This window comes from Cryobacterium sp. W22_MBD10_FK3 (genome assembly GCF_052113745.1).
GTDB lineage: Bacteria > Actinomycetota > Actinomycetes > Actinomycetales > Microbacteriaceae > Cryobacterium.
Genome location: NZ_JBGQOH010000003.1, coordinates 173,492 through 197,952 on the forward strand (window position 1 = coordinate 173,492; position 24,461 = coordinate 197,952).

Consider the following 24,461-nt stretch of genomic DNA (forward strand, 5'->3'; position numbering starts at 1 on the left):
TTCGTATTTTCAATCGACATTGATGTCAAATGGGTCGTGGGTGGTGCGGTGTGATTTACAGGCCTTGCGCCAGACGATATTCGTCTGGTTCCAACGCACCTCGCCGGAGAAATCCCGCGGGATGGTGGTCTTTCTCGATCACGAGAAGCTCGGTGCGAGCGGTCTCGGCGAAATAGTGGAAAACCTCGGTGCCGACGGCTGTCGACATGACGGTGGGGTGGGCGGCGCCGGCGGCAGAGGCAGCTGATATCACTTCAGTGCTCCTTGCGGTGCTTGTCCGTAGACGTTCTGGTAGCGGTTGAAGAGGGAGTCGATCGCGGCCTGCGGGATCGGGATGAGCTCGCCGCCCTGTCGGGCGAGGTGCACGGTGCGGGCGACGTCTTCGACCATGACGGCGGCCTTGACCGCGTCGCGGGCGTCTTTGCCGATGGTGAACGGGCCGTGGTTCTGCATCAGCACGGCGCGGGAGCGGTGCCCGGTCAGGGCCTCGACGATGCCCTGGCCGATGGTGTCGTCGCCGATGATCGCGAACCGGCCCACTGGGACCGGTCCGCCGAATTCATCGGCCATCGCGGTGATCACGCAGGGGATCTCTTCGCCGCGGGCGGCCCAGGCGGTGGCGTAGGTGGAGTGCGTGTGCACGACCCCGCCGACCTCGCTCATGTGCCGGTAGACGTAGGCGTGCGCGGCCGTGTCCGAAGACGGCGACCGGTCGGCGCCGGGGGTCTCCGGGATGACGTTGCCGTCCAGGTCGCAGAGGATCATGTTCTCCGGCGCCAGGTCGGCGTAGTCAACGCCGGAGGGCTTGATCACGAACAGGTCCGCGCCGGGCACCCGGCCGGAGACGTTCCCGCCGGTCCAGACGACCAGGCCGTTGGCGGTCAGCTCACCGTGCAACCGGGCGATGTCCGCGCGCACTCGCGCGATCGCCACTTCGATCTGCGGCCCGAACGTGCTCACGCGAACACCGCGCTGGAGGCGACGTCGGCGAGGGTTCCATGGTCGATTCCGGTGACGTGTGACTCGTCTGCAGCGGCGGCCGGTGCGGCAGGCTGAGCGGTGGACGTGCTCACAGAATCGACTCCCTTGTCTGAGATGGTGCGGGTGGTGCGGATGTTGCGGTGAATGTGAACGGTCACATTGCTGACCTCATGTTAGCCACATCGGGGAAAGATCTGTCAAGTCAGGTTTGTCACTTTTGGGTAACGCCCGAGATTGGCACCGGAATTGGCACCGGAATGGGCACCGGAATGAGCACCGGAATGAGGCTCTCTGCGTGCGACGCTCAGAACGCCGGTGGGCCCGTTGACCCGCGCACGATGAGCTCGGGAATGATGGCGCTGCGCTGTTGGTCCGGGCCGTCGGTGATGCCGTCCAGGAGCAGGGCGATGCAGCGTCGGCCGAGTTCGGCGAAGTCCTGTCGCACCGTGGTCAGCGGTGGCCAGAAGTGTGCCGCTTCGGGAATATCATCGAATCCAACCACGCTGACGTCTCCGGGGATGTCGAGTCCCGCGTCGCGGATGGCATGCATCAGCCCCAGGGCCATCTGGTCGTTCGAGGAGAAGATCGCGGTGAAATCTCGCACGCGCAGCAACTCACGACCGGCGTAGTAGCCGAAGTCGGCGGTCCAGTCGCCGAGGATCGGGGCTGTCGTCGGTACATCCATCGCGCCCATCTCGTCGAGGAAGCCGCGCATGCGCGCCTCGGCCTCGATCCAGTCCTGCGGACCGGCGAGGTGGTAGATGTTGCGGTGACCGAGATCGATGAGGTGCCGGGTCGCGGCGCGGGCGCCGGCGATCTGGTCGAAGGACAGGCCGTGTTCATTGAGGTGCCCGGTGGACTGGAGGGTCACATAGGGCACGGCCATGGAGAGCTGCTCGAGAACGTCGAAGACGCGCATCTGCGGGGCGATCACCACGATGCCCTCCACCGACTGCAGCATGAGGTGATCCACCGCGGCCTCGATGGTCTCGGGATCAGCCGACGTCAGGTTGGCCGTGTTGACGTAGTAGCCGGCCTCGCGGGCCGCGTCCTGGATGGCTGCGATGCTGCTGGCGGGGCCATACTGCGAGCTCGACGCCGACAGCACGCCGATGGTGCGGGAGGTGCCGCGGGACAGCGCCCTGGCCGCCCGGTTCGGCCGGTACTGCAGGTCATCCATCACCTGCTGCACGCGCGCTTTGGTCGAATCGCGGATGCTCGGATGGTTGTTCAGCACCCGGGAGACCGTCTGGTGCGAAACACCGGCAAGGCGCGCGACATCCCGGATGCTGGGTGCGCGACTCTTGGGCAGATCAGCTGGCACGGGAGGAGGCCTCGTTCGAATGTGCACGGTCACAAATGTGGACGCATCCCAATTATGCACGGCAGAGGTGCTGGTGGAATGCAGAATGTGACCGTCACATACCCCAACACGGGCCCCATGTGACAGTCACATGAGCCGCGCCGCGCCCGCACCCTGCTGGGATCAGGCGCTGTCGCGCACCACCAGGTCGGTGGGCAGCACGATCGCCGCAGGACGTTCACCGTCGATGACGCGCAGCAGCAGCCGCACCATTTCCTCGCTGATGCGCTCGAACGGCTGGTGCATCGTGGTCAGCGCCGGTGTGGTCTGGGTGGCCACCGGGGCGTCGTCGAAGCCGCCCACGGCCACATCCTCGGGCACCCGGCGGCCCGAGGCCAGCAGAACGTCGATGGCGCCGGCGGCCATCACGTCGTTCGCGGCGAAGACGGCGTCGAGGTCGGGATGGCGCTGCAGCAGTTCGGTCATGGCCTGGGCACCGCTGGCCCGGCTGTAGTCGCCGCGCGCCACATAGCTCGGGTCGAAGGCGGCGCCGAGCTCGTCGGCATACGCCTCGAACCTGCGCATGCCGCCAGAGGTGTCTTCCGGCCCGGCGATCGTCGCGACCCGCGTGCGGCCGAGGCCCTGCAGGTAGCGCACCATCTCGCGGGCCCCGTCGTAGTCGTCCGCGGCCACGTAGCCCATCTTCTTCTCGAACCCGAGCGGCACCCCACAGGCGATCGCCGGCACGTTGGCCGCGATGATCTCCGAAATCAGGCCACGGCGACCGCTGTGCGAGGAGACGAGCAGCACCCCGTCGACGTGGCCGGCGGTGATGAATTCGGTCGCCCGGCGTTGTTCGTCTTCGTTGCCGGCCATGATCAGCACCAGCGAGATGTCGTGCTCGGACAACGCCTTCGACGCCCCACGCATCAGCACCGCGAAGTTGGGGTCTTCGAAGAGGCGGTCGTGTGATTCGGTGAGCAGGAATGCCACTGAATTCGCCCGGCTGGTCGCGAGGCTGCGGGCGTGCGGGTTGACCCTGTAGCCGGTCTTCTTGATGGCCGCGTTCACCGAGGCCAGGGAGTCCGGGCTCACCCAGTGACCGCCGTTGAGCACCCTGGACACCGTGCCCCTGGACACGCCGGCGGTCGCGGCCACGTCATCGATGGTCGGCCGGCGCTTCGCTGGGGGCGGGGTCACGTGTGAAGCCTAGCGACCGTCAGGCCTTGACCGCACCGGCGGCGAGGTCAACCTTCCAGTAGCGCTGCAGAACCAGGAACAGGATGATCAGCGGAATGATCGACAGCAGCGCACCGGTGATCACGAGCGTGTACATCGACGGTGCGGATGCGCCCTGGTTGAGCAGGCCGCTCAGGCCCACGGTGACCGGGAAGAGCTTGTCGTCGCCGAGCATGATGTAGGGCAGCATGAAGTTGTTCCAGACGGCCACGAACTGGAACAGGAAGATCGTGACCAGGCCGGGGCCCATCATCGGCAGGGCGATGCGGTTGAAGATGTACAGCTCACCGGCACCCTCGGTGCGGGAGGCCTCGATGACCTCGGTGGGAACCGAGGCGGCCGCGTAGATGCGGGCCAGGTAGATGCCGTACGGGCTGATGATCTGCGGCAGCAGCACCGACCACATGGTGTTGGTGAGGCCCACCTCGGCCAGCAGGAAGTACTGCGGGATGGCGAGGATGACGCCGGGCACCAGCACGCCCATCAGCAGGATGGAGAAGACGACCTTCTTGCCGGGAAACTCGAACTTGGCCAACACGTAGCCGGAGATCGCCGAGATCCAGGTGGAGGCCAGGGCGCCGACGCCCGCGTAGATCGCGGTGTTGAGCACCCAGCGCCAGAACAGGCCGCCCCGGTACTGGCTGAGTTCCACGATGTTGTCCCACAGGTGGGTGCTGGGCATCAGCGTGAAGGTGGAGAAGAGTTCGGAGCTGTCTTTGCTCGCGGCCATCAGCACCCAGAACACGGGGAACAGGCAGTAGATCGCGCCGATGATGAGGATGCCGGTGGAGACCGGGCTGGCCTTCTGCCGGAAGACGCGGGCCGAGGCGCGCTCCGCCTTGCGCTGGGCGCGGTCGGGCCGGGCCGGGGTGAGAGTGGTTGTCATGGGTCAGTCCTCCTGGCCGAAGGCACGTTTCTGCACGACGCGCAGGAACAGGAATGAGAAGGCGAAGGTCACCAGGGCGATGACGATCGAGGTGGCGGCGGCCGAGTAGATGTCGTCGCGGGTGAAGGCATCCCGGTAGACCAGCATCAGCGGCGACCAGCTGGTGGACAGCGAGTTGGTGAGCGGGCGGAGCGTGGTGGGCTCGGCGAACACCTGCAGGGTGGCGACCATGGAGAACAGCGCTGTCATCACGATCGCCGGGGCGATGATGGGGATTTTGATGCGGAGCGCGATCTGCACCTCGCTGGCGCCGTCGAGTTTGGCGGCCTCGTAGATGTCGGACGGCACCGATTTGAGCGAGGTGTACATCACGATCATGTTGAAGCCCACGCCGCCCCAGAGGGCGATGTTGGCGATGGCGAAGGTCACGCCTCCCGAGGAGAGGAGCGACGGCACATCCCAGCCCAGCTTCTCGAAGACGAAGTAGAACGGGCTCACGGCCGGAAGGTAGAGGAAGCCCCAGAGCAGCGAGCTGATGACAGCGGGCACGGCGTAGGGCAGGAAGATGGCGGTGCGGGAGAAGCCGGCGGCGCGGGTGCGCCGGGAATCAAGCAGCAACGCGAAGAGCAGCGCGAGGCCGAGCATCAGCGGAATCAGGATGAAGCCGTAGATCAGCACCCGTCCGACGCTGGCGCCGAACTCGGTGTTCGTGAGGGTCGTGACGTAGTTGTCGATCCCGGCGAACACCGTGCTGCGGGCACCGGAGCCGAGTCCGAGGCCGGACACCTTGGTCTTCTGAAAGCTCAGGAACAGCGTGTAGACGATGGGCGCGGCCATGAACGCCACGAAGAGGATGATGCCGGGCGCCAGCATCGCGTAGGGCACCAGCACCCTCGAACGAAAGGTGCCGCGCCCCCGGCGTACCGGCGGGCTGCTGCTCCTGGTGGCCGCGGGGGCCTCTGTCACTGTCACGAGTTGTCCTCAATCGGCGCGATCTTAGGTGGTGGTGATGGATGGTGCGGGGAGTCCGCCGACCCGGTGGCCGGCGGACTCCCCACCAGCGAGGCGTGAGCCGCGCTGGGTTATTCGACTGTCTACTCGAGGGCCTGTTCGGCCGACTATTCGACCGTCGATTCGACCGTCTACTTGACCGTGAAGCCGCTCTTCTTCATGTCGGCGGTGGTGATCTTCTGCATCGCGGCGACGGCATCGAGGAAGGCGCTCTTCGTCTTGGCGTCGGCGGCCTTGGCGAACTCGTCGTTGTAGGCGCTGTACGCCACGTTCACATTGGGGCCATAGGTGAACGGGCTCACGGTGTCCGCCACCTGTGCGGCCACATCGTAGAAGTCCGGCTGGTTGCTGAAGAACTCCGGCGGCGCGGTGAGCGCGGCCTTGGCCTGCTCGGCGTCGGCGGGATAGATGCCCGACGTCTTGACCAGGGCCTGCACGGCGTCAGCGTCGGTGTTCAGCCAGGTGGCGAACTTGGTGGCTTCCTCCTGGTGATCGGACTGCGTGGTCACGGCCGTAGACGATCCGCCCCAGTTGCCCGTTGCGGGTGCGTCGACATCCCACTGCGGCATGGGAGCGGCCTGCCAGAGGCCGGCGGTGTCTGCGGCGTTGCCGCCGAGTACGCCCGGCGCCCAGACGGCGCTGAGCCAGCCCACCTGTTCGCCGTTGTTGAGTCCGGCGTTCCACTCGGGGGTGTACATCGGCTTGTTGTCGATGACGCCCTCTTCAACGAGGCCGCCCCAGTAACCGGCGACGGTCTCGGTGGGGGTCTCGGCGATGTCGACGCTCCAGGCGTCGCCGTCGATGCCCCACCAGGAGGCGCCGGCCTGCTGCGCCATGCCGGTGAACCAGCCCGCGTCGTTCGACGAGAACGTGCCCAGGTACTTGGACGGGTCCGCAGCGTGCACGGCGCGAGCGACCTCGGCGTATTCGTCCCACGTTGTGGGCACGGCCAGGCCGAGCTGCTCGAGGATGTCGGCCCGGTAGAAGAACATCATGGGTCCGCTGTCCTGCGGGATGGCGTAGATCGCGTCGGACCCCAGGGTGACGGAGTCCCAGACGCCGGCGGCGAAGGAATCCTCGATGTCGCCGGCGCCGTACTCGGACAGGTCAGCCAGGGCATCCGACGAGACCAGGGTGGGGATCTTCTGGTACTCGGCCTGAATCAGGTCGGGGGCACCGCTGCCGGCCTTGATGGCCGTGAGCAGCTTGGTGATCGCCGGGTCGCCGCCGTCCTGCTTCTGAACGGTGACCTGGATGTCGGGGTTCTCCGCGTTCCAGATGTCCACGACCTTTTCGAGGTTCGGGGCCCACGCCCAGTAGTTCAATTCGACGGGGCCGTCGTCACCTCCGCCCGTGTTTGCCGAACAACCTGACATGAGCAGCGCTGCGGCGGTGGCCATGGCCACTGCTCCTACCCGAATTGACGTACGCATTCGTCCTCCTTGATGAAAGCTGGGTGCTGTGTGTTGGCGCCCTGCTGCCGTCTCGAGGATTCTCGGGGCCAACTGGGAGCGGTACTAGTAATTCACACAAATCTTTCGTTGTCAACATGCGGCATTCGCCTAGATTATGCCGATTGCCTGTGCTAGAACTGGGAGCGCACACAGTAGAAGGAGTCTCAGACCAATGTCGATCCACACCCCATCCCCAGCCAGCCCTCCCACGACGGACCGGTGGTTGACGGGCACGACCGGCCTCCGCTACGGCGGCGATTACAACCCGGAACAATGGCCGCGGGAGACCTGGCTGGAAGACATCAAGCTGATGAAGCAGGCCGGCATCAACCTGGTCAGCATCGCGATCTTCGCCTGGGGCATCCTGGAACCGCGTGAGGGTGAGTACAACTTCAGCCAGCTCGACGACATCTTCACTCTGCTGCACGAGGCCGGCATCGACATCGACCTGGCCACCCCGACCGCCGCACCGCCGGCCTGGTTCTGGAAGAAGTACCCTGACTCGCGGCCGGTCACCCGGGGCGGCTCTACGCTGGGCAACGGCTCCCGCGGCATGGTCAGCCCGTCCAGCCCCGACTACCGTCGTGCCGCAGCCGCCATCACCGAGCAGCTCGCCCGCCGGTACGGCAAGCACCCGGCGCTGGTGCTCTGGCACGTGCACAACGAATACGGCGCCCCGATCAGTGATTCCTACGACGACCACTCGGTCGCCGCCTTCAGGGTGTGGCTGCAGAAGCGCTACGGCACCCTCGACACCCTCAATCAGAAGTGGGGCACCACCTTCTGGGGCCAGGTCTACGGCGAGTGGGACGAAATCGACGCGCCGCGCCAGTCCGCCTCGGTCAGCAACCAGGCCCAGCGCCTGGACTTCCACCGGTTCACCTCCGATGCGCTGCTCGAGTGCTACATCAACGAGCGCGACGTCATCCGCCGGTTCACCCCGGACATCCCGGTGACCACCAACTTCATGGCCACGAACTGCCTCTCGGCCGACTACTGGAAGTGGGCCCGTGAGGTGGACATCGTCGCCAACGACCACTACCTGGTGGCCGAACGCGCCGACAACCACGTGCTGTTGGCGATGGATGCCGACCTCACCAGGTCGCTGGCCGGCGGGGCACCCTGGATCCTGATGGAGCACTCCACCGGAGCGGTGAACTGGCAGCCCCGCAACATCGCCAAGCGCGCCGGCGAGATGGCCCGCAATTCACTGTCCCACCTGGCCCGAGGCGCCGACGGCATCCTGTTCTTCCAGTTCCGGGCCTCCAGGTTCGGGGTCGAGAAGTTCCACTCCGCCATGCTGCCGCACGCCGGAGCCGAGACCCGGGTCTGGCGCGAGGTCGTCGCCCTCGGCGAAACCCTCGGCTCGCTCGAAGCCGTGCGCGGCTCCCGCGTGCACGCCCGTGTCGCGTTGCTCTGGGACACCGAGTCGTTCTGGGCCCAGGACTTCGAGTGGCGCCCGAGTGCCGAGCTCGGCCACCGGGAACGCCTGGAGGCCTTCTACACGGCGCTCTGGAACCGCAACGTGTCGGTGGACTTCGCGCATCCGACCAACGACCTGAGCGGTTACGACCTCGTCATCGCGCCCAGCCTCTACCTGGTGGGCACCGAGGCAGCGGCCAATCTCACCGGCTACGTGCGGGACGGCGGTCACCTGGTCGTCTCCTACTTCTCGGGCATCGTCGACACCAACGACACCGTCTACCCCGGCGCAGCGCCCGGTGCGCTGCGCGAGGTGCTCGGCCTCGCCATCCCCGAATTCCTGCCGCTGCACGAGAATGAGACCGTCACCCTCAGCGACTCCCGCACCGGAACCGCCTGGACCGACGACATCGAGGTCTCCACCGCCGAGGTCCTGGCCCGCTACCTGGACGGCCCCGCGGCCGGCGGCCCGGCCCTCACCCGCAACGCCTTCGGTGCGGGGTCGGCCTGGTACATCTCGACCAAGCTCACCGGTGCCGACCTGGACTCGCTGCTGCTGGACGCGCTCAACACCGCCGGCATCGACGCGGCCCTGGGCATCGACGGCGTCGAGACCATCACCAGGTCCACCGACACCGACGAGTTCCTGTTCCTGATCAACCACACGGATGCCGACCAGTCCTGCCCGGCCACCGGCACCGAGCTGCTCACCGGGGCCGCGGCCGCCGGCACCGTGCTCGTGCCGGCCGGCTCGACCCGGGTGGTTCACCGCGCCAGGTAGCACCCCGCCGGGGCGCGTGACTGGTCCGCGCCCCGGCCCCCAGACTCACCACCGCACCGCCCACGCTGCATCCGCTGTATCTGTCAAGGAGGACACATGAAAGCACCCTGGTCCCACGCCGCCCGGCGACGTTCCAGACTCGTCACGATCGTGGGAGGTGCGGCGGCCGTTCTGATCGGGTCCGGTGTGGGCCTGGCCCCCCTCGCCGTCGCTCCGGCCGCGGCCGCGCCGGCACCCGAGGTCGGCAACGCGGGATTCGAGTCCGGCCTGGACGGCTGGACCAGCACGGGCACCCTGGGGGCCGCCACGGTCGAGCCGGGCGGGCAGGCCTCGGACCACCGGCTCAACCAGTGGTTGGCCGCGGCCGGCAATGTCACGACGGCGCACACGGTCACCGGCCTCACCCCGGGCTGGTGGACCTTCAGCGCGGCGGTGAAATCCGGCGGACCGGTCGGCTCCTCCCACCTGGTGACCACCGGATGCACGCTGGACGGCAGCACCACCGTGCCGTCCACCGAAACCGACGACAGGTGGCTGCAGCTCTCGGTGAGCGCGTACGTCGCCGGGGACTCGTGCACGGTCGCCCTCAGCACTGACGGCGCCGGCGCCTGGGCCAGTCTGGACTCCGTGACGCTGGCCGCCGGCCAAGTGACCAGGGACATCCGCGGCGCCGACCTGTCGGGTGTGCCCCGCAACGAAGACCACGGGGCCGGCTATTTCGGCGCCGACGGTTCCGCGGTCGATCCGGTGGAGGCCTTCGCCGACGCCGGCGCCAACCTCGTGCGCCTCAAGGTCTGGGTCGACCCGGCCGACGGCTACAACGACACCGCCGATGTCGTGGCGATGGCGCTCCGCGCCGAGGCCGCCGGCATGCAGGTGCTCGTCGACTTCCACTACTCAGACCGGTGGACCGACCCGGGCGCGCAGGGCGTGCCCGCGGCCTGGGTGGGTATGACCGCCGCGCAGATGACAGTGGCCCTCACCGACTACACCACAGCGGTGATGACCGCCCTGGTGGATGCCGGCGTCACGCCGTACGCCGCCCAGGTCGGCAACGAAATCAACCCCGGCATGCTCTGGCCGCTGGGCCAGACCTGGGACGTCGACAGCACCGACACCGTCACCGGCGCGCAGTGGGACACCCTGGCGGGCTTCCTCACCGCCGGGTCCACCGCCGTCACGGCGGTCAGCCCGACGACGAAGGTGCTCCTGCACCTCACCAACATCAACAACGGCATCGGCGGCCTCACCTGGTGGTTCGACGAGGTCACCGCCAGGTCCGTGCCCTTCGATCTGGTCGGGTTGTCGTACTACGGCTACTGGCACGGCACTCTCGCCGACCTGCAGAACGCCGTCACCGTGCTCTCCGACCGGTACGACCGCGACGTCCTGGTCGTGGAGACCTCGTACCCGTTCACCCTGGCCGACGACGCCAATCCGGCCTGGGAGAACGTCGTCACCGACCCGGCCATGCTGGTGACCGGGTACCCGGCGACTCCGGCTGGGCAGGCGGCCAACTTCCGGGCCGTTCAGGATGTCGTCGCCGCGGCTCCGGGCGGACGCGGCCTGGGCGTCGTCTACTGGGAGCCGGCATGGACCGCCGTTCCCGGCGCGGGCTGGGACCCGGCCGACCCCGCCTCCGGCAACGCCTGGGAGAACCAGGCCGTCTTCGACTACGACGGACTGGCGCTGCCGGCGCTCCTCGAGTTCGCGGCCGATCCCACGACACCCGCCGTGATGGTGCCGGTGCCGCCGGTCGTGCCGAACCCCGACCCGGCGATCGACCCGGTCATCCTGCCAGACCCGACAACCGAAGCCGACCCCACCGCACCGGCCGCGCCGGCCGTGACCGGCGACGCCGTCGATAGTGTCACCGTGAGCTCCGGAACCCCGCGAGCACTGGCCAGCACCGGCACCAACGCTGCCGTGATCGGATCGGTGGCGGCGGGCGCATTGTTCGCCGGGCTCCTGGCCCTGATCTGGGCGCGCCGGTCGCGCCACCAGGGCGCAGCAGCACGCATTCCCCGGCGCTGACCGGGCGGGCTTCCGGGCGGCGCCACGGCCGGCGCGCGTCTCTAGTCTCACCTGAGGACTATTCAGTTTCACCGTTTGGGCGTTTACTGTCTGGGCCGCCCACTCCCGAAGGTGGGCGGCCTAGGGGCGAGCGCCATGAGGTCGTTGAGAACTCCCACGGGCACACCAGCCGCCCGGCGTCCCACCGTGCGCCGCCGGGCGCGCGCCTGGCTCGCAGCTCTGGGCGCCCCACTTCTGCTGCTGGCCGGCGGGCTCGCCCTCGCTGCCCCCGCCTCCCCCGCCGCTTCCGCGGCATTCCCATCGGAAGCCGGCGCGCCGATGGCGACGTCAGAGCCGTATCTCAGCGCCGTCGGTGCCTTCACGGCGCAACGGGATTCCGCCGCCTCGATGATCGGCGACGCAGTCGCGGTGCTGGCGCCGGCCCGCGTCGCGCTGGCCGACAGCGCCGGCCGGGTACTCACCGAAGGCACGCGGGCGGAGTTGGCCGCCGTCATCCGCTCCACCACGATCGAGGCCGCGCGGGCCGATGGCGTACTCGACCAGGCCGGCCGCCTGGTGGACTCGCACCGGAGCACCGGAAGCTATTTCTCGGCCTGGGCCGACTTCAGCGCGGCCGCCGGCCGGCTGCAGAGCGGGATCGACGACTCACTGGCCGCGCTCACCGACGAACTCGCTCGGGCGACCGAGGCCGTCGCGGCCGCCGTGGCCGACTGGCAGGCCGAGCAGGAGCGCCTGGCGGTCGAGGAGGCGGCACAAGCGGCGCAGGCCCAAGCCGCTCGCGTCGCGGCCGAACCCGCCATCGCCACGGTCGAGGGCGCCGGTGCATCCGGTGGACCGGGCACCGGCGGCACCGCGACGTCGGGCGCAGCGACGCTCGCCAAACACGTCTGGACCAGCGGATTCCAAACCGAGATCGACGCCTGCAACGGGGCCGTCGACGTCGCCGCGCGCTACGGCGTGGCGGTCATCGCGGAGCACTGGTCCTGCGGCGGCTCGGCATTCCCGGGCAGCGGCACCGTCATCACGCTCACCGGAGTGCGCTCGGGCTCCTATCTGGTGGGCGACGTCGTCGCGGTTCTCGACGCGCACACCGACGGCACCAGCGACGTGCCCCGCGGCTACGACCTGCTGTACCAGACCTGCATCAACGGGTCGGATTCAGCGATGTCGTTCACGGTCCTGACCCGCATCGGGTAGGCGCCCGCCGCATCCATCGAGGGCGGGCGCCCCGAACGTCACTCGGCGGGCAGCGCCTGAGCGAGGTCGGCGAGCAGGTCGTCAATGTCTTCGATGCCCACCGACAGGCGCACGATGTTGGTGGCCACTTCGAGCTCGGTGCCCCGCACGGAGGCGTGGGTCATCTCGGACGGGTAGTTCACCAGGGACTCGACACCGCCGAGCGATTCGGCGAGCTGGAACAGCTCCATCGATTCGGCGAAGAGGCGGGCCGCGCTCTCGCCGCCCTTGAACGCGAGGGACAGCATGCCGCCGAACGCGCTCATCTGGCGCTTGGCGAGTTCGTGGCCGGGGTGGCTCTCCAGACCCGGGTAGTAGACCTTCTCGATCGCCGGGTGCGTCTGCAGGTACCGGGCGATGGTGAGGGCGTTGCTGCTGTGCCGTTCCATCCGCACCGCGAGGGTCTTGATGCCGCGCACGGTGAGCCAGGCGTCCAGCGGCGCCGATACCGGGCCGGCCGCGAACTGGATGAACGCGGTCTTCTCGGCGAGGTCGTCGTCGTTCATCACCAGGCCGCCGCCGATGACGTCGGAGTGCCCGCCGAGGTACTTGGTGGTGGAGTGCACGACCACGTCGGCGCCGAGGGCCAGCGGCTGTTGCAGGGCCGGGGACGCGAAGGTGTTGTCGACCACCACGAGCACGCCGTGCCGGTGGCCGACCTCCACGAGACCCGCGACGTCGCTGATCTTCATGAGCGGGTTGCTCGGCGTCTCCACCCAGAGGATCTTGGTCTCGCCGGGGATGATCGCGGCCTCGACGGCGGCCAGGTCGCTCATCTCCACGGTGGTGTTGCGCACGCCCCAGGCGCCGTGCACCCGATTGATCAGCCGGTGCGTTCCGCCGTAGACGTCGTTGCCGAGCACCACGTGGTCGCCGGGAACGAGCACGGCGCGCAGCAGGCTGTCCTCGGCGGCAAGGCCGCTGGCGAAGGAGAGCCCGTGCTTGCCGCCCTCGAGCGCGGCGAGCATGGTCTCCAGCGACGTGCGGGTGGGGTTGCCGCCGCGGCTGTACTCGTAGCCGCCGCGGAGCACGCCGATGCTCTCCTGCACGTAGGTGGAGGTCTGGTAGATCGGCGGGATGACGGCACCGGTGCTCGGGTCGAACTCCTGGCCGGCGTGGATTGCGATGGTGTTGAACTTCTTGTTCTCGGTCGTGCTCATGGTGTGGTCTCTTTCACAATTCGGGACGTGTCCGGCCTGGCGCTGGTCGGCGCGGGCGGGAGCTAAACGCTGAGGTAGGTGAGCAGGTCGTGCCGGGTGATCACGCCGAGCGGCTTGCCACCGTCGGTGACGAGCAGGGCGTCGTGCTCGGCGAAGGCGGCGCGAGCGGAACCGACGGGCTCGTTCACGCCGATCAACGGCAACGCGTCGCCCACGATCGAACCCACCTTGTCGGTGAGCTTGGCCTCGCCGGAGAACACCCGGCCCATCAGGCTGCGCTCGTCGAGCGACCCCACCACCTCGCCCATCACCACGGGCGGCTTGGCGGCGAGCACGAGCAATTGCGACACGCTCGCCGAGGTCATCGTCTCGATGGCGTCGCGCACGGTGTCGTTCGGGTGCACGTAGACGAACGCCGGCAGGGTGCCGGTTTTGGAGTGCAGCAGGTCGGCGACGGTGTGGCCGGCGGGCGCGTTGGAGAAACCGTAGCTGCGCATCCAGCCGTCGTTGAAGATCTTGCCCAGGTAGCCGCGACCGCCGTCCGGCAGCAGCACCACGACCACGGCGTCGGCGGGCAGGTCCTTCGCGGCGCGCAACGCGGCGACGACAGCCATTCCGCTCGATCCGCCCACCAGGATGCCCTCCTCGAGGGCGAGACGGCGGGTCATGGCGAAGGAATCCGCGTCGGAGACAGCGATGATCTCGTGCGGCACGGCCGGGTCGTACGCTCCGGGCCAGAAGTCCTCGCCGACACCCTCGACGAGGTAGGGCCGGCCGGTGCCGCCGGAGTACACCGATCCCTCGGGGTCGGCGCCGATGATGCGCACGGCATCGTTCGACACCTCGCGCAGGTAGCGGCCGGTTCCGGTGATGGTGCCGCCGGTGCCCACGCCGGCTACGAAGTGGGTGACGGTGCCGTCGGTGTCGCGCCAGATCTCCGGCCCGGTCGACTCGTAGTGGCTGAGCGGCCCGTTCGGGTTGGCGTACTGGTTGGGCTTGAAGGCGCCGGGGATCTCCTTGGTGAGGCGGTCCGAGACGCTGTAGTACGACTCCGGGTCGTCGGGCGCCACGGATGTCGGCGTCACGACGATCTCGGCGCCGTACGCGGTGAGCACGTTGCGCTTGTCTTCGCCGACCTTGTCCGGCAGCACAAAGATGCACTTGTAGCCGCGCTGCTGGGCCACCAGGGCCAGGCCGACGCCGGTGTTGCCCGAGGTGGGCTCGACGATCGTGCCGCCGGGCAACAGGCTTCCGTCGCGTTCGGCGGCGTCGATGATGCGGGTGGCGATGCGGTCTTTGGCGGACCCGCCGGGGTTGAGGTATTCGAGCTTGACGAGCACGGTGGCGGAAACGCCTTCCGTGACCTTGTGCAGCTTGACCAGCGGCGTGTTGCCGATGAGGTCGAGGATGGTGTCAGCGATTTTCATTGATGGTCCTTACGTCGAGTGACGTGGCGCGGAACGATGCAGGCGTATCCGCCGGCCGGGAGAGTGGTCCTGGAACCGAAGGTGAGGTGCGCGAGTCGGCTAGAGACAGCAGCGACAGGGACACGACGTCAGGATGATCACCCCCTCACTCTAGTCCGGCTGCGCCGACCCCGACCAGCCTGAGAACCGTCTGTGAGATCGCGTTCCAGGGAAGGGTGAGCGCTGGTCTATGCGTTCGAATGAGAGCACAGCAAATGAAAGAGGCCCCTCGTGACCCCTGCCCCGCCCGCCGGCTCATCCGGAACGTCGTCGCCCAAGCCCGGCGTCAAGCAGCAACGGGCCGCGCAGCGCGCCCAGAAGCTCGAGCAGTACCACCGGGAGCAGAAGCGCAGCGCCCGCAACCGGCGCATCGGCCTGATCAGCGGGATCACGGTGGCCGTCGCCGTCATCGGCCTGCTGATCACCTCGATTGTGCTCACCCCGCAGGCGCCGAGCTACTCCGCCGGCGGCGACGGCACCGCGATCGAGGGAGTGGAGACCTTCGAGAACAGCTCCGCCCACGTTCAGACCGCGGTCACCTACCCGCAGACCCCTCCGGCCGGCGGTGAGCACAACCCCACCTGGCTGAACTGCGGCGTCTACACCGAACCCGTGCCCAACGAGTATGCCGTGCACGCCCTGGAACACGGTGCGCTGTGGATCACCTACGACGCCGCCATCAGTGACGCCGACCTGACCACGCTGCGTGACCTCCTGCCGTCCACCTACGTCGTGCTGTCCCCGTTCGACGACCTGCCCTCCCCCATCGTCCTGAGCGGCTGGAACACCCAGCTGGCGGTCGACTCCGCGGATGACGAGCGGATCGCGGAGTTCATCGAGGAGTACTGGCAGAGCAACTCGGTGCCGGAGCCCGGCGCCCCGTGCACCGGCGGTGTCGATGCCCCCGGCAAGGCGTAGTCCGGGCGCCCGCCGCATCACCCTCATCGTTGCGGCGGCGGTCGCGGTTGCCCTGGTCGGGCTGATCGGCTTCTCGGTCGGCCGGCTGAGCACGATCGACAACCCCACCCCCACCGCAACGAGCGCCGAAGCGGGCTTCGCGCGGGACATGCAGGTGCACCACCTGCAGGGTGCGGAGCTGGCCATGATCATCCGTGATCGCACGACCGACGAGGCCGTGCGCCGGCTCGGCTACGACATCGCCCTGACCCAGCAGCAGCAGGCGGGCCAGCTCTACGGCTGGCTCACCGAGTGGGACCTGTCCCAGGCCGGCCCCGAACCGTCGATGACCTGGATGACCCGGCCCGGCCGCTCCGATGCGGGGCACGCCCACACCGACGGCGCCCACACGCCGGGCGAACCGATGCCGGGGCTCGCCACCGGCGAGCAGATCGCCGCCCTCACGGCGGCGACCGGTGTCGACGCCGAACGCCAGTTCCTCACCCTGATGATCGCCCACCACCTCGGCGCCGTGGAGATGGCCGAGGCCGTGCAGGACCGCGCCAACAACACCTCGGTCCTGGGCTTCGCCAACTCGGTGATCATCTCCCAAGAGGCCGAGATCGCCCTGATGGAATCGATGCTCGCCGCCCGCTGACCGGCCCGCTCACGCGAACCCCCCTGGTCGCGAAAGCGGTGTTGTGGTTGCCTCAGCGGCGTGACGCAGCCACATGGCCGCTCTCGCGAGGGCGCTCGCGAAACGGGTCAGGCTTCGGGCAGCCGCTCGGGGGCCTGCTCGGCGTAGAGGGACGCATAGGTGCCGCCGGCGGCGAGCAACTCCCGGTGGGTGCCGCTCTCGACCACCCGGCCGCCGTCGACCACGAAGATCACGTCCGCGGTGACGACGGTCGAGAGGCGGTGGGCGATGGCGATGGTCGTGCGACCGCGGGAGGCGGTGTCCAGCGCGGCCTGCACCACCCGTTCCGAGATGGCGTCGAGCGCGCTGGTGGCCTCGTCGAGGATCAGCACCTCGGGGTCCTTGAGCAGCACCCGGGCTATCGCCACCCGCTGCTTCTCCCCGCCGGAGAGCCGGTAGCCCCGCTCGCCGACCAGCGTGTCGTAGCCATCCGGGAACGAGGCGATGGTGTTGTGGATGTTCGCCGCCCGCGCGGCGATCTCGAGCTCGGCATCCGTGGCCTCTGGCTTGGCGTACCGGAGGTTCTCGGCGATGGTCGCGTGAAAGAGGTAGGTCTCCTGGCTGACGATGCCGATGTGCGAGACCAGGGATTCCTGCTCGAGGTCGCGCACGTCGACCCCGGAGAAGAGCACCCGGCCACCGGTGGCCTCGTAGAACCGTGGGATCAGGTACGACACCGTGGTTTTGCCCGCGCCGCTGGGCCCGACGAAGGCGGCGAACGCGCCGGGTTCGATCGTGAACGAGACCGCGTCGAGGGTGGGCCGGGCGTCGGCCGGGGCATCCGGGTAGGCGAAGGTGACGGCGTCGAACCGCACCCCGCCCGTGACAGCGGGCACGGGGCGGGCGTCGGGTGCGTCGGTGATGGCCGGGGTGAGGTCGAGGTACTGGAAGATGCGTGCGAAGAGGGCGCTGGAGGTCTGCAGGTCCAGGGCCACCCGCATCAGGCCGAGCAGCGGGAACAGCAGCCGGGCCTGCACCGTGGTGAACGCCACGACGGTGCCCGCGGTGATGTCGGTGGCGCCGTTGCTGAGTAGCAGGCCCGCGACCAGGTAGACGATGGCCGGGATGCTGGAGAGGAAGATGCTGACCATCGCGAAGAACCACTGGCCGCTCATCTGCTGGCTGACCTGCAGGTGCACCTGGTTGTCGTTCTCGTCGGAGTACCGGGCGATCTCGGCCTTCTGCCGGGTGAAACTCTTGGAGAGCAGGATGCCGGACACGCTCAGGGTCTCCTGGGTGATGGCGGTCATGTCGGAGAGCGACTCCTGGGTCTTGCCGGCGATGCGCGCGCGCACCTGGCCCACCCGGCGTTGCGCGAACACGAGGATCGGCATCAGGATCACGGCAACGATCGCCAGCTGCCAGTTGAGCAGCAGCATCGCCACGAACGCGGCGATCACGGTGACGGCGTTGCCGAGCACGCTGGAGACCGTGTTGGTGAGCACGCTGGCCACCCCGCCGACGTCGTTCTGCAGCCGGGACTGGATCACGCCGGTCTTGGTGCGGGTGAAGAAGCTCAGCTCCATCGCCTGCAGGTGGGTGAACAGCCGCACCCGCAGTTCGCCCATCACCGAGTTGCCCACGGTGGCGGTGAGCCAGGTCTGCCAGACGCCCAGCAGCGCCGTGGTGAGGTAGGCCGCGATCATCAGGGCCACCAGCACGGTCAGCGTGGGCAGGTTGGGGCCGCCGGATGGTGGGAACAGGCCGTCGTCGAAGGCCCGCTGGATGAGCAACGGCGGCAGCACCGACAGTCCCGCGGAGATCAGCACCAGGATGACGGTGACGATGAGCTTCCGCGTGTGCGGGGCGAACAGGGCCCGGATGCGTCCGAGCAGGTTGGGGATCTCGGGCGCCTCGGCGTTCTGCGCCTTCTGGGCGGCCGAGTCATCACCGCTGACCCGGTTGCGGCGCCCTCGGAACTCTTCCGGGGGACGTCCCCCGCCACCGTGCGTTCCGCTCATGGTTTCACTCTAAGACAGCGGACCGACCCCGGAATCCCGGGGCCGGTCCGTCGCAGCCGGTGCCAGTGCCGGCGCCGGTCACGCTGGAGAGTTATCCCTTGGTCGAGCCGGCCAGCAGGCCGCGCACGAAGTAGCGCTGCAGGCTGAAGAACACGATCAGCGGCACGATCAGTGACACGAACGCGGCCGCCGTCAGACGTTGCCAGTCCTGGCCTCTGGTGCCGGTGAGTTCCGCCAACCTCTGCGTGAGCGGCGCCACATCCTGGGTACCGCCCGAGAAGATCAACGCCACCAACAGGTCGTTCCAGACCCAGAGGAACTGGAAGATCGCGAACGATGCCAGCGCCGGAACGGCCAGCGGCAGCACGATGCGGAAGAAGACCTGACCGTGGCTGGCGCCATCCACCCGGGCCGCCTCGATGACCTCGCCGGGGATCTCGGAGATGAAGTTGTGCAGCAGGAAGATCGCCAGCGGGAGCGCGAAGATCGTGTGCGCGATCCACACCGGCAGGTAACCCTGCTCGGGGATCATCGGGATCAGGTCGTGCACCCAGGCTTGACCGGGTCGCAGGAACTGGGTGAACATCTGCAGCAGCGGGATCAACGCGAGCTGCAGCGGCACGATCTGCAGGGCGAAGATCAGCACGAAGAGGGTGCCGCTCCACTTGAACTTGATCCAGGCGAAGGCGTACGCGGCCATCGCGGCGAGAACCAGCGGGAACAGCGTGGCCGGGATGGCGATGGCCAGCGAGTTCACGAAGTAGGCGCCCAGCTGCGGCGACGACTGCGAGGTGCTGAACAGCACCTCCTGGTAGTTGTCCAGGGTGAAGCCGGGGTTCTGGAAGATCGTCCACCACCCGGTGGTGCTGATCAGGCCCGCCGGCCGGAAGGACGAGATGAACAGCCCGAAGGTGGGCAGGGTCCACAGAACCGCGATGACGAGGGCCACGACCGTAGCCGTGCGCGACGTGAGCCGCCGCTTCACCCGCGCGGACTTGCCCACCACTTCGGCGGTGGTGTCGGCCTTGGCCTTGGTCGCGCCCGGGATGGGCAGGTCGACTACGTTGTCGCTCATCGGATCTCCCTCTGCTGACGCAGGACTCGTACGTTGTAGATGACGATCGGCAGCACCAGCAGGAACAGCACGATCGCGAGCGCGGCGCCTCGGCCCTGCTCGCCGGCGCGGAAGGCCTGGGTGTACATCTCGTTGGCGATGACGCTGGTGTTGAAGTTACCGGCGGTCATGGTGCGCACGATGTCGAACACCTTGAGGGTGGCGATCGAGATGGTGGTGATCACCACGACCAGCGACCCGCGGATGCCCGGCAGGGTCACGTTGGTGAACCGCTGCCACGGGTTGGTGCCGTCCAGCTGCGCGGCCTCGATCTGCTCGGTCGGCACGCCCTTGATGGCAGCGGAACAGATGACCATCGCGAAACCGGTCTGGATCCAGATCATCACCACGATCAGGAGGAACGTGTTGATCGGCGAGGTCTGCAGCCACTGCACGGGTTCGGCGCCGAACCAGACCATGATCTGGTTGAGCAGGCCGATCTGTTCGTTGCCGCCGGACTTGTAGTCGTAGACGAAGCGCCAGATGATGCCGGCGCCGACGAACGAGATCGCCATGGGCATGAAGACCAGAGCCTTGAAGTATTTCTCGCCACGGGACTTGTCGATGAACATCGCGTAGGCCAGGCCGATGGCGGTGGAGAGGATCGGGACCACGACGACCCAGATCACGGTGTTGCCGAGGGTGATCAATGCTGCCGGCTGAGTGAACATCCAGACGAAGTTCTCGCCGCCCACCCAGTCGCCGGAGCTGTTGCTGAAGGCCAGCAGCGAGGTGCGGAAGGCGGGGTAGATGAGTCCGACCGCCAGCAGGATCAGGGCGGGAAGCAGGAAGAAGGCGAGTTGCCAGTAGTCGCGCCCGCGTTTGGGCGCCTTGTCGATAAGGAACAGCACAAGCCCGATAACGAGCGAGAAGGCGGCAAGCGCCGCTACCACCTGAATTATCTTGCCGAGCAGATCTGCGGTCGTCATTGGCCGGACCCTTCTAATGGTGTCGAGAGGGGGTGGTGTGAAGTGTGGGGGGTCATGCGGGGGTGGGCCCGCCTCGCGGCGGACCCACCCCGATAAGTGGAACTAGCTCTTCGGCCAGCTCGACTCGATGGTGTCGACGACCTTCTGGGTGTCGTCGCCGCTAACCCAGCCCACGATGCCCTTCCAGAAGGAATCGGTGCCAACGGCGCCGGGCATGAGGTCGGAGCCGTCGAAGCGGAACACGGAGTCGGGATCCTGCAGGATCTCCACGCTCTGCTTCAGGATGTCGCTGGAGGCCAGGGAGGCATCCAGACCTGTGTTGGCGCTGATCACGCCGCCCAGCTCGACCCGGTTGTTCGCCCAGGTGTCGCTGGAGAGGTAGGTCAGCACAGCGGTGATCTCGTCGCTCGACTTGAACGCTCCGACGAACTCGCCACCACCGGTGACGGCCTGCTGGTCGCCGGCCTTTGCGGGCGGCAGCAGGAAGGCGTAGACATCGCCGTCGGGTGCGACGGTGACCTCGGAGCCATCAGCGTTCTTCCAGAAGCCCTCGTAGAACGAGGCCTGGTGGTGGAGCGAGCAGGTGCCGTCGAGGATCGGAAGGCCGGCATCGCCGAACTCGGTGGAGATGAGCGACGTCACGTCACCCAGTCCGCCGTTGACGTAGTCCGGGTTGAGGATGGTCTCGCCGACCGAGTTGAACGCCTCGACGATTGCCGGGTCGTTGAACGGGATCTCGTGGGTGACCCACTTGTCGTAGGTCTCCGCGCCGGCCTGACGGAGGACGTAGTCCTCGATCCAGTCGGTGCCCGGCCAGCCGGTGGCGTCGCCGGAGCCGAGTCCCACACACCAGGGCTTGGCGCCTTCAGCGGAGTCGGCCGCGATGGTGGCGGTCAGCTCGTTCAGTTCATCGAGGGACTTGGGAATCTCGTAGCCCTTTTCCTCGAACTCCGTCGGGGAGTACCAGACGTAGCCCTTGATGCTCGCCATCAGCGGCGCGGAGTAGAAGGTGCCGTCGGAGCCGGTGCCGTAGCCCTTCCAGGCCTCGGACCACCATTCGTCCACGTTGGCTTCGACTGCCTCGGGGGCAGGCTCCAGGAATCCCGCATCCGCGAGCTTGTTGAACAGGCCGGGCTGCGGAATGATTCCGATGTCCGGGGCGCTGCCACCCTCGGCGAGAACGGCGATCTGAGCCTCGAACTCCTTGGTGCCCGTGTAGTTCACGGCGATGCCGGTGCACGCCTGGAAGTCGGCCCAGGACTGGACGAGCCGGTCGGCTTCGTCATCCTGGATGGTGCCGCCGATGGTCACTTCGGGGTTGCCCTCGAACTCGCCGTAGGCCTCGTAGTCGGCGCAGTCGGTGTCTTCTGCGGTCTGGGCGGCGATGTCGCCCGTACAGCCGGTCAAAGCCAGTCCCATCACTGCCGCGGCAGCGATCGGGACGAAGAGCCGGCGATGCTGTTTCACGCTCATGCAAATCCTCCTCGTTGAGTGTTGCTTGTGGCCGTTCCGGGGTGTGCGGTCGGGCCGAATGTGTGTTGCGGGTGCTCTGGTCACGAATCTGGAAACGGTTGCATAAGGAACCGGTTCCACACCATAAAGTACGGCACAGATCCGCTCGCCACAAGCCCGAATAGGTTACGAATTGGCAAAGGTCGCGCTCTCACGAGTGGTGCCGCGCGCGGTGGTCACACTTCGGTTGCGACTTTCTGGAACCGATTCCACCCCGGCCGCCGAGCGGCTATGGTGTGCACAGCGGTTCCAACGACGGGGAGGCTGGCATGAGCGCCATCGCGGATGTCGCACGCCTCGCCGGTGTCGCCAAGGCCACGGCTTCCCGGGCCCTCAGCGGGCGCGGCTACGTGTCGGACGAGACGCGCAGCAGGGTCGTCGCCGCCGCCGCCCAAATCGGCTACGTCGCCTCGCCCAATGCGGCCAGCCTGGTGACCGGACGCACCCAGAGCGTCGGCGTGATCATTCCGTTCATCAGCCGGTGGTTCTTCTCCGAGATCCTCGAGAGCCTGGAGCAGTCCCTCCTCGCCGAGGGCTATGACATGACGCTGTACAACCTGCCCGAACCCTCGGTGGAGCGCGAGCGGGTCTTCGATTTCTTCCTCGCCCGCAAGCGGTTCGACGGGGTGATCTCCGTCGGCGTCGAGCTCAGCGACGCCGAGGTCCAGCTCCTGCACCGGCTGGGCCGACCCCTGGTGGGCATCGGCGGCGAGATCCCCGGGGTGCACACCATCGCGATCGACGACATCGCGGCCGCCCGGCTGGCCACCGAACACCTGCTCAGTCTCGGCCACACCGACATCCGTCACATCGGCGGTGACCAGGTGGACCAGATGGACTTCGCCGTGCACACGAAGCGGCTGAGCGGTTTCAACGAGGCCATGCGGGCCGCCGGGCTGCCCACCGAGGGCTGTTTCGCGCCGTGTGCCTTCACGGTTCCCGGCGGATACGGCGCCGGCCTGGCCCTGTTCGGCGACCCGCACCGGCGGCCGACGGCGGTGTTCGCGGCGAGCGACGAGATCGCCATCGGCCTCATCGTCGCGGCCAGGGAGTTGGGCATCCAGGTTCCGTCCGAGCTGTCGGTGATCGGCATCGACGGGCATCCGTATGCCGAGATGTTCAGGCTCACCACCATCGAACAACACCCGCGCAACCAGGCCAGGATGGCCGTGCAGTCCCTGCTGGTGGCGCTCGAGCAACCGTCGGTGCCGGTCTCCCCCGGGCTCACGCGCGCGCCGACCAACCTGGTGATGCGCTCGAGCACCAGCGCGCCGCGCTGAGCACCGGCCACCGAGCACAACTGTTGCCCGTGCGGACAAGTGGTCCCGGCGCACCGGATGCATTTGTCCGCAGCGGCAACAGTTGGGGTGGTCGCCCCAGACCGTCAGCGGCGCGGACTAACCTCGAGGGGATGAACTTCGATCCAGCCGCGGCGCCGGCGGTCACCACGCGGTACGCGCCCCGGCGCACGGTGGACCTGGTGGCCACCATGGCCCCGCACCGCCGTGGCCGGGGCGACCCCACCGCGCGCGCCGATGCCGCCGGCCTGTGGCGCACCCAGCGCACGCCGCTGGGTCCCGTGACCCTGCTGCTGCGGCAGGGGATCGACGGCGTGATCGACGCCAGCGCCTGGGGGCCAGGCGCCGAGTGGTGCATCGCCGCGGTGCCCGCCCTGCTCGGCGACGGCGACGACTGGACCGGTCTCGACCTCGGTGCGCACGCCGGCCTGGCCGAGGTCCGTCGGCGCAACCCCGGCGTCTGGCTGGGCCGCTCCGGGCTCGTCTTCGAGGCCCTGATCCCCGCGATCATCGAACAGAAGGTCACCATCCTCGAGGCCCACCGGGCCTGGTACCGGCTGATCCGGCAACACGGCGAGGTCGCGCCAGGGCCCGCGCCGGAGGGCATGCTGGTCTCCCCCGGCCCGGAGCGCTGGCGGTTGGTGCCGTCCTGGGACTGGCACCGGGCCGGCGTCGATCCGCGCCGCTCGCGCACGGCCGTCACCGTCGCGGCCGTGGCGGCATCGCTCGATCGCCCCGTCGACGCCGTCACCGCCGCGCGCCGGCTGCAGTCCCTGCCCGGCGTCGGCCGCTGGACGGCCGCCGAGGTGACCCAGCGCTCGCACGGCGATCCCGATTCGGTGAGCGTGGGCGACTATCACCTCGCCGCCAAGGTGGGCTGGGCTCTGACCGGGTCGCCCGTCGACGACGACGGCATGCTCGAGCTGCTCGAACCCTTCGCGGGCCACCGCCAGCGCGTGGTGCGGCTCATCCTGGGCAGCGGGTACCGCGCCCCGCGGCACGGCCCACGGATGACCATCCAGGACCATCGCGCGCACTAGCCGGTCGGGGCGGTGCCTCCGCGAAACCGCGAACCTGCGC

The 24,461-nt window shown here is 68.2% G+C and carries 20 protein-coding genes and 1 pseudogene; 7 read left to right on the plus strand and 14 right to left on the minus strand.

Annotated features, from left to right (window positions below):
* Positions 1–55: 55 nt before the first annotated feature.
* From ACEN2M_RS05420 to ACEN2M_RS05455, 8 genes and pseudogenes are all read right to left on the minus strand, one after another.
* A pseudogene (locus ACEN2M_RS05420) lies at positions 56–301 on the minus strand (L-arabinose isomerase); the annotation flags it as partial.
* Positions 250–960, minus strand: coding sequence for an L-ribulose-5-phosphate 4-epimerase (locus ACEN2M_RS05425; RefSeq protein ID WP_441647115.1), 711 nt, complete (start codon positions 958–960; stop codon positions 250–252). The gene ACEN2M_RS05425 and the pseudogene ACEN2M_RS05420, both read right to left, overlap by 52 nt.
* Positions 957–1,139, minus strand: coding sequence for a hypothetical protein (locus tag ACEN2M_RS05430; protein ID WP_441647116.1), 183 nt, complete (start codon positions 1,137–1,139; stop codon positions 957–959). Before ACEN2M_RS05430 ends, ACEN2M_RS05425 begins: the two co-directional genes overlap by 4 nt.
* Before the next feature lie 146 nt (positions 1,140–1,285).
* A complete protein-coding gene (locus ACEN2M_RS05435; RefSeq protein WP_441647117.1) occupies positions 1,286–2,305 on the minus strand; it encodes a LacI family DNA-binding transcriptional regulator in 1,020 nt (339 codons plus the stop codon).
* A 162-nt stretch (positions 2,306–2,467) separates the two neighbouring features.
* Positions 2,468–3,484 carry a LacI family DNA-binding transcriptional regulator gene (locus tag ACEN2M_RS05440; RefSeq protein ID WP_441647118.1) on the minus strand — a complete coding sequence of 339 codons (1,017 nt, stop codon included), beginning with the start codon at positions 3,482–3,484 and terminating at the stop codon, positions 2,468–2,470.
* Between the two features lie 19 nt (positions 3,485–3,503).
* Positions 3,504–4,409 (minus strand): carbohydrate ABC transporter permease, encoded by a 906-nt coding sequence (locus ACEN2M_RS05445; RefSeq protein ID WP_441647119.1) that lies wholly within the window; start codon positions 4,407–4,409, stop codon positions 3,504–3,506.
* A 3-nt stretch (positions 4,410–4,412) separates the two neighbouring features.
* Positions 4,413–5,381 (minus strand): carbohydrate ABC transporter permease, encoded by a 969-nt coding sequence (locus ACEN2M_RS05450; RefSeq protein ID WP_441647120.1) that lies wholly within the window; start codon positions 5,379–5,381, stop codon positions 4,413–4,415.
* 170 nt (positions 5,382–5,551) lie between these two features.
* Complete coding sequence (locus tag ACEN2M_RS05455; protein WP_441647121.1) at positions 5,552–6,853, minus strand: ABC transporter substrate-binding protein; 1,302 nt, start codon at positions 6,851–6,853, stop codon at positions 5,552–5,554.
* A gap of 193 nt (positions 6,854–7,046) precedes the next feature.
* Here ACEN2M_RS05455 and ACEN2M_RS05460 point away from each other — a divergent pair, with 193 nt between their 5' ends.
* The 3 genes from ACEN2M_RS05460 (at position 7,047) to ACEN2M_RS05470 (ending at position 12,308) form a co-directional block, all read left to right on the plus strand.
* Positions 7,047–9,077 (plus strand): beta-galactosidase, encoded by a 2,031-nt coding sequence (locus ACEN2M_RS05460; RefSeq protein WP_441647122.1) that lies wholly within the window; start codon positions 7,047–7,049, stop codon positions 9,075–9,077.
* A gap of 96 nt (positions 9,078–9,173) precedes the next feature.
* On the plus strand, positions 9,174–11,111 hold the full coding sequence (locus tag ACEN2M_RS05465) for a glycoside hydrolase family 53 protein (protein ID WP_441647123.1): 1,938 nt from the start codon (positions 9,174–9,176) through the stop codon (positions 11,109–11,111).
* Between the two features lie 135 nt (positions 11,112–11,246).
* Positions 11,247–12,308, plus strand: coding sequence for a hypothetical protein (locus tag ACEN2M_RS05470; protein WP_441647124.1), 1,062 nt, complete (start codon positions 11,247–11,249; stop codon positions 12,306–12,308).
* Positions 12,309–12,346: 38 nt separating this feature from the next.
* Here the strand turns inward: ACEN2M_RS05470 and ACEN2M_RS05475 are convergent, their stop codons facing one another.
* Positions 12,347–13,507 (minus strand): cystathionine gamma-synthase, encoded by a 1,161-nt coding sequence (locus ACEN2M_RS05475; RefSeq protein ID WP_441647125.1) that lies wholly within the window; start codon positions 13,505–13,507, stop codon positions 12,347–12,349.
* 62 nt (positions 13,508–13,569) lie between these two features.
* Positions 13,570–14,934 carry a cystathionine beta-synthase gene (locus tag ACEN2M_RS05480; protein ID WP_441647126.1) on the minus strand — a complete coding sequence of 455 codons (1,365 nt, stop codon included), beginning with the start codon at positions 14,932–14,934 and terminating at the stop codon, positions 13,570–13,572.
* 270 nt (positions 14,935–15,204) lie between these two features.
* Here ACEN2M_RS05480 and ACEN2M_RS05485 point away from each other — a divergent pair, with 270 nt between their 5' ends.
* Together ACEN2M_RS05485 and ACEN2M_RS05490 are read left to right on the plus strand one after the other, a co-directional pair.
* Positions 15,205–15,891 carry a DUF3105 domain-containing protein gene (locus ACEN2M_RS05485; protein ID WP_441647127.1) on the plus strand — a complete coding sequence of 229 codons (687 nt, stop codon included), beginning with the start codon at positions 15,205–15,207 and terminating at the stop codon, positions 15,889–15,891.
* Complete coding sequence (locus tag ACEN2M_RS05490) at positions 15,872–16,528, plus strand: DUF305 domain-containing protein (protein WP_441647128.1); 657 nt, start codon at positions 15,872–15,874, stop codon at positions 16,526–16,528. Before ACEN2M_RS05485 ends, ACEN2M_RS05490 begins: the two co-directional genes overlap by 20 nt.
* A 107-nt stretch (positions 16,529–16,635) precedes the next feature.
* On the opposite strand, the gene ACEN2M_RS05495 is transcribed toward ACEN2M_RS05490, so the two are convergent.
* The 4 genes from ACEN2M_RS05495 to ACEN2M_RS05510 form a co-directional block, all read right to left on the minus strand.
* Complete coding sequence (locus ACEN2M_RS05495; RefSeq protein WP_441647129.1) at positions 16,636–18,528, minus strand: ABC transporter ATP-binding protein; 1,893 nt, start codon at positions 18,526–18,528, stop codon at positions 16,636–16,638.
* Positions 18,529–18,619: 91 nt separating this feature from the next.
* Positions 18,620–19,603, minus strand: coding sequence for a carbohydrate ABC transporter permease (locus ACEN2M_RS05500; RefSeq protein WP_441647130.1), 984 nt, complete (start codon positions 19,601–19,603; stop codon positions 18,620–18,622).
* Positions 19,600–20,571, minus strand: coding sequence for a carbohydrate ABC transporter permease (locus ACEN2M_RS05505; RefSeq protein WP_441647131.1), 972 nt, complete (start codon positions 20,569–20,571; stop codon positions 19,600–19,602). Before ACEN2M_RS05505 ends, ACEN2M_RS05500 begins: the two co-directional genes overlap by 4 nt.
* A gap of 102 nt (positions 20,572–20,673) precedes the next feature.
* Positions 20,674–22,044 carry an ABC transporter substrate-binding protein gene (locus tag ACEN2M_RS05510; protein ID WP_441647132.1) on the minus strand — a complete coding sequence of 457 codons (1,371 nt, stop codon included), beginning with the start codon at positions 22,042–22,044 and terminating at the stop codon, positions 20,674–20,676.
* 308 nt (positions 22,045–22,352) lie between these two features.
* On the opposite strand from ACEN2M_RS05510, the gene ACEN2M_RS05515 reads away from it, so the two are divergent.
* Both ACEN2M_RS05515 and ACEN2M_RS05520 read left to right on the plus strand, forming a co-directional pair.
* Positions 22,353–23,363 carry a LacI family DNA-binding transcriptional regulator gene (locus ACEN2M_RS05515; protein ID WP_441647133.1) on the plus strand — a complete coding sequence of 337 codons (1,011 nt, stop codon included), beginning with the start codon at positions 22,353–22,355 and terminating at the stop codon, positions 23,361–23,363.
* Between the two features lie 131 nt (positions 23,364–23,494).
* Positions 23,495–24,421, plus strand: a complete 927-nt coding sequence (locus tag ACEN2M_RS05520; protein WP_441647134.1) for a DNA-3-methyladenine glycosylase family protein — start codon at positions 23,495–23,497, stop codon at positions 24,419–24,421.
* The last annotated feature ends 40 nt before the right edge of the window (positions 24,422–24,461 follow it).